3 protein-coding genes are annotated in these 2,746 nt (G+C 58.6%); all 3 read left to right on the top strand.

Annotation, left to right across the window (positions count from 1 at the left end; translation table 11 throughout):
- The first annotated feature begins 117 nt into the window (after positions 1–117).
- Positions 118–894 carry an ABC transporter permease gene (locus ACUVTA_RS09355; protein WP_445952668.1) on the top strand — a complete coding sequence of 259 codons (777 nt, stop codon included), beginning with the start codon at positions 118–120 and terminating at the stop codon, positions 892–894.
- Between the two features lie 5 nt (positions 895–899).
- The gene (locus tag ACUVTA_RS09350; protein WP_445952667.1) at positions 900–1,637 is read left to right on the top strand and encodes an ABC transporter ATP-binding protein; all 738 of its coding nucleotides are present in this window, start codon (positions 900–902) and stop codon (positions 1,635–1,637) included.
- Positions 1,638–1,781: 144 nt separating this feature from the next.
- Positions 1,782–2,702 carry a GDP-mannose 4,6-dehydratase gene (locus ACUVTA_RS09345; protein WP_445952669.1) on the top strand — a complete coding sequence of 307 codons (921 nt, stop codon included), beginning with the start codon at positions 1,782–1,784 and terminating at the stop codon, positions 2,700–2,702.
- Positions 2,703–2,746 lie beyond the last annotated feature (44 nt).

Below are 2,746 nucleotides of genomic sequence, written 5' to 3'. Positions count from 1 at the left end.
TATAACCCTATTTCTGGAAAGAAAAAACACCCGAAACTCCTTGACTCAGTCGTACCCTGGTCACTGTTGCCCGCCCGCCGGTAAAATGATACAATAAAACAAAAGGAGATACCGCGCGTGTGGCAGCAACTACAGGAACTCTACCTCTACCGCGAGATGCTCCGGAATCTCGTTGCGAAGGAGCTCCGCGCCCGCTACAAGGGTGCGGTGCTCGGCTTTTTTTGGACCTTCGCGCACCCGCTCCTGATGCTTGTCGTTTACAGCGTCGTCTTCTCTTTCGTCATGCGGGTGAAGGTCGAAAACTACGCGATGTTCCTCTTCGTAGCGCTTCTGCCCTGGAACTACCTCGCCCAGTCTACCCTGCAGGCGGCTTCAAGTTTAGTCCAAAACGGCCCCCTGGTGAAAAAAATCTACTTCCCCCGCGTCGTCCTGCCGCTTTCGGTGGTCTTCGCCAACCTGATTAACTACTGCCTGGGGCTTTGCATCCTGCTCCCAGCGCTACTCCTTTTCAAAATCAAGCTCACGCCCGCGCTACTCGCCTTTCCGGTCATTCTTACCCTGCAGACGCTGCTGGTAGTAGCATTGGCCCTGCTCGTCGCCGTAGCCACCGTCTACTTCCGGGACCTGGAGCATATCACCGGCATCCTGATGACCGTCTGGTTCTTCCTCACCCCCGTCATCTATCCGGCGACGCTGATTCCGGAACGCTTCCGCCCCTTCCTAGCGCTGAACCCGGCGGCACCGCTCATCGAGGCCTACCGGGCAATCTTCTTCTACGGCCGCTGGCCGGACTGGCAGATACTTGCGCAAATCGCACCAGTGCTGCTCGCGCTTTTCATCCTCAGCTTAGCGGCCTTCGAGCGCCTGCAGCGCGCCGTCGCCGAGGAGGTTTAATACCGGTGACCGCCGTCGAAATAACTGGCCTCTGGAAAAAATTCCGCGTTTACCACGACCGCGCCTACAGCTTGAAAGAGCGCCTCATCTTCTGGCACCGCGGCCGCACCGACGAGTTCTGGGCACTCAAAAACGTGAACCTCACCATCCCCCGCGGCGCCACCGTGGGGCTCATCGGCCGCAACGGCTCCGGCAAGAGCACCCTTTTGAAAATCATCAGCCGCATCCTCTACCCCACACGCGGCACCGTGAAGGTAAACGGCCGGGTTTCTACGCTGCTAGAACTCGGCGCGGGCTTCCACCCCGACTTCACGGGCATTGAGAATATCTTCCTCAACGCCTCCATCCTCGGCCTCACTCGCAAGGAGATCAAGGAGCGCCTCGCCGACATCATCGCCTTTTCGGAACTGGGCGACTTCATCTACAACCCGGTGCGCACCTACTCCTCTGGGATGTACATGCGCCTCGGCTTCGCCGTCGCCGTCCACGTAGATGCGGAGATCCTGCTTGTGGACGAGGTGCTGGCGGTGGGCGACCTCGCTTACCAGGAAAAATGCCTGGACCGCATCCGCGAGTTGCGAAAACGGGGCGTAACCATTATCTTCGTCACCCACGACCCCCAGCAGGTGGAAGAACTCTGCAACTTAGCGGTCTGGCTGGATAAAGGCGAAATCCGCTTTATCGGCCCAGCCAAGGAAGCAGCCCAGACCTACGCTGCCTTCATCGCTACGCGAGCCAATTAATCGCCAATCCGAAAAGTAAAGCGCACTGCTGGCAGGGAAAACGATCGGGACGGCGAATTTTGTTGAAAACCCGGCCAAAATAGAAGCAAGGAGGCAAATAAATTGACGAAAACCGCCCTCATCACCGACCAGGACGGCGCCTAGCTGGCGCGGCTCCTACTCAGCAAAGGCTATAAGGTTTACGGCGCCTTCCGCCGCTCCAGCGTCCTCAACCTGGAACGGCTCGACTACTTAGGCATCCGCGAACAGGTGGAACTCGTCCCGCTCGACCTTCTCGCTACCGGCAACATCATCCGCGTCCTTAAGACCACGCAACCCGACGAGGTTTACAACTTGGCGGCGCAGAGTTTCGTAGCCGTCTCCTTCGCGCAGCCGGTGGTGACCGGGGAGATCACCGGCCTGGGCGCGGTCCGAATTTTAGAGGCGATCCGCACCATTAACCCCAAGATAAAATTTTACCAGGCCTCCTCCAGCGAGATGTTCGGCAAGGCGCAGAGCGTCCCCCAAAACGAGAAAACGCCCTTCTACCCCCGCAGCCCTTACGCCGCCGCCAAGCTTTACGCCCACTGGATGACCGTCAACTACCGCGAAAGCTACGGCATCTTCGCCTGCTCCGGCATCCTTTTTAACCACGAATCGGAGCTACGGGGGGTTGAGTTCGTCACCCGGAAGATCACCGACGGAGCAGCCCGGATCAAATATGGCCTGCAAAAAGAGCTGCGCCTCGGCAACCTCGAAGCCAAACGCGACTGGGGCTACGCCCCGGAGTACGTCGAAGCGATGTGGCTGATGCTCCAGCAGCCGGAGCCTGACGACTACGTGATCGCTACCGGGGAGACCCACAGCGTCCGGGAATTCGCCGCCGAAGCTTTCGCCTGCGTAGGCCTCAACTGGCGGGACTATGTGGTGGAGGACCCGGCCTTCAAGCGCCCGGCGGACGTGGAGCTTCTAGTGGGTGACGCGTCAAAAGCCCGGCAAAAACTCGGCTGGCGACCGCGCACCACCTTCAAAGACCTGGTGCGCATAATGGTTGAGGCCGACCTGAAAAGGGTTACTAACAGTTAACTAATTTGCTATACTATCCCTGGTGATTACCCAAAATGCCGAAG

The organism is Thermodesulfitimonas sp. (genome assembly GCF_052743955.1).
The sequence above is the reverse complement of the archived record's forward strand: the minus strand, read 5'-3'. Positions and strand labels throughout refer to the sequence as shown.